The sequence below is a fragment of the bacterium genome (assembly GCA_037131655.1).
Classification (GTDB): Bacteria; Armatimonadota; Fimbriimonadia; order Fimbriimonadales; family JBAXQP01; genus JBAXQP01.
Genome location: JBAXQP010000386.1, coordinates 1 through 2,164, shown reverse-complemented (window position 1 = coordinate 2,164; position 2,164 = coordinate 1). Strand labels below are relative to the sequence as shown.

The following is a 2,164-nucleotide window of genomic DNA, read 5'->3' as shown; positions in this document are numbered from 1 at the left end:
GCAAGCGGGCCTTACTCACCTGCTCTTCGAATTGGCGATTGGGTTTTCATCTCCGCCCAGGGACCTATTGATGCGCAAACTCGAAAAGTGATAGGTTCGAGTATCGCCGAACAGACAGAAGCCGTGCTGCAGAGTGTTCGCGGATTATTAATTGCTGCCGGAGCGGTTTTGAGTGATGTAGTGAAAGTAACGATTTACCTGAGAGATGCGAACGATCTAGCGAAAGTCGATGAAGTTTTCGAAAAACATTTCATCCGAACTCCTAGGCCTGCGAGAACGGTTGTCCAAGCCACACTAGTCGGCCCTTCCAATCAACTAATCGCAATTGACTGCACCGCTTTTAGCCAATCACAGAAATAAGTTGAGAGGATGTTCAGCGCAATAAATAAGGCCTAGAGGAGATTGGCACTGACCAACCTATTAGGCCTTTGAACCGAACTTGTTCGCGTAGACTTGGGTGAATTCTGCGCCGAAGAAGACGATTTGAGCGGAATAGTAGATCCACAATAAAAGGGCAACCAATGAACCGGAAGCGCCATAAAGGGAGGTCACAGCGCTCCGGCTAAGATAGAATTCAAGCAAATATCGGCCAATCATGAAAAGGACTGCTGTTAAAGCTGCTCCAACCCACACATCACCCCATGCAATCTCCACATCGGGTACATAACGGAACATAAATGCAAACAGAAGCGCTAATATTATCATTGAAACGACTATGTTCATAATCTGCCAAACAATGGGTCCGCCGGAAAGTGATGGCCCGATTGTCCTTGCTAAAACAGCCACAGCAGTGTTGGCGCTGATTAGCAGGATAAATATTATCCCAACCCCTAACAGCATCAATACAGAAGCTAAGCGGGTTTTGATAAAGCCGATAAAGCCCAAGTTTGGTTTTGGCTTAACTTTCCAGATAATATCAAGTGAACTCTTGAGTTCGATAAAAATACCGGTGGCGCCTACTAAAGCGAGAATAGTTCCGATAACTGTTGCAGTAATGGCTGAGCTATGAGTGGTAGACGCGGTGACAAATTGCTGAATTTGATCAGATGCTGCGGGGCCGACCCAATCGCGAATCTCCCCAGTAATTCTACCGGCAGCAGCTTCACGTCCAAGAAATAATCCAAAAACTGCCGTGCCGATAATTACTAGCGGGGCAAGGGAAAATAGGGTGTAAAAAGCAAGCGCAGCACCCAATCTTGGAGCCTGATCTTCACTCCATTGCGTGTAAGTTTGAATCAATAATGCCCAAAAACGTTTGACCTTCAATAGCCACTTCGCCTATTAATAACTGTGTTGAGAAAGGCGGACCTTATCCCTGAATATCCAATAGATTGCAATTGTATAACTTAATACGAATGGCATTCCGATAAATGCCATAAATCTCATAATTGCGAGCGTTTTTTGAGAAGAAGCGGCGTTATAAATGGTTAGGTTATATGCTGGGCTAATGCTTGAAGTGATCATATTCGGATAGATCGCCATCCCAAACAATGCCACTAAACAAGCGATGGTTATTGCTGAGGAAATAAATGCCTGGCCTTGCAGGTTTTTATAAATCGAACGCAGAATATTGGCAATAGCCAGCACGTTGATTACTACAATCCCCCAAATCAAGGGGAAATGCTCGAAGTTATGGGTCGCGCTTGGGATCGTAATGAGGGTGATGCTGGTAGTGATTATATAAAAAGTCACAAACACACCCCAAGCCGTCAACATCCATTTTCGAACGCGCTTTTGCAGTTCGTCTCCCGTCTTTAGATAGAGATAAATTGCGCCATGCATCACGAACAACGATAGGGTCATAAGGCCAACGAGAATTGGGTAGGGCTTTAGAAGCTCGAAGAAACCGCCAACGAAATTGCCATTTTGAAGCGGAACGCCTGTAATTAGATTGCCGATTGCCACACCCATTAGCAGTGGACTAAGGGCGCTGGCGACAAAGAAAACGACATCCCATGTGTTGCGCCACCAAGACCACTTCTCTTTGCTTCTAAACTCCAACGCCACCGCTCGGAAGATCAGGGCAAACAGAAGCAGGAAAAATGCCAGATAAAAGCCCGAAAAGGCTGCCGCATAGGCCATCGGAAAGGCGGCAAAGAGCGCTCCGCCAAAAGTAACGAGCCAAACTTCATTGCCGTCCCATACCGGCCCAATTGAGTTCATC

At 46.2% G+C, this 2,164-nt stretch carries 3 protein-coding genes; 1 reads left to right on the top strand and 2 read right to left on the bottom strand.

Going from position 1 to position 2,164, the window contains the following annotated elements; translation table 11 throughout:
* A partial coding sequence (locus tag WCO51_12755) for a RidA family protein (protein MEI6514123.1) occupies positions 1–360 on the top strand: 360 nt, incomplete at its 5' end.
* A gap of 60 nt (positions 361–420) precedes the next feature.
* Here the strand turns inward: WCO51_12755 and WCO51_12750 are convergent.
* On the bottom strand, positions 421–1,266 hold the full coding sequence (locus tag WCO51_12750) for a YihY/virulence factor BrkB family protein (GenBank protein ID MEI6514122.1): 846 nt from the start codon (positions 1,264–1,266) through the stop codon (positions 421–423).
* 15 nt (positions 1,267–1,281) lie between these two features.
* On the bottom strand, positions 1,282–2,164 hold an 883-nt coding region (cydB, locus tag WCO51_12745), incomplete at its 5' end, for a cytochrome d ubiquinol oxidase subunit II (GenBank protein MEI6514121.1).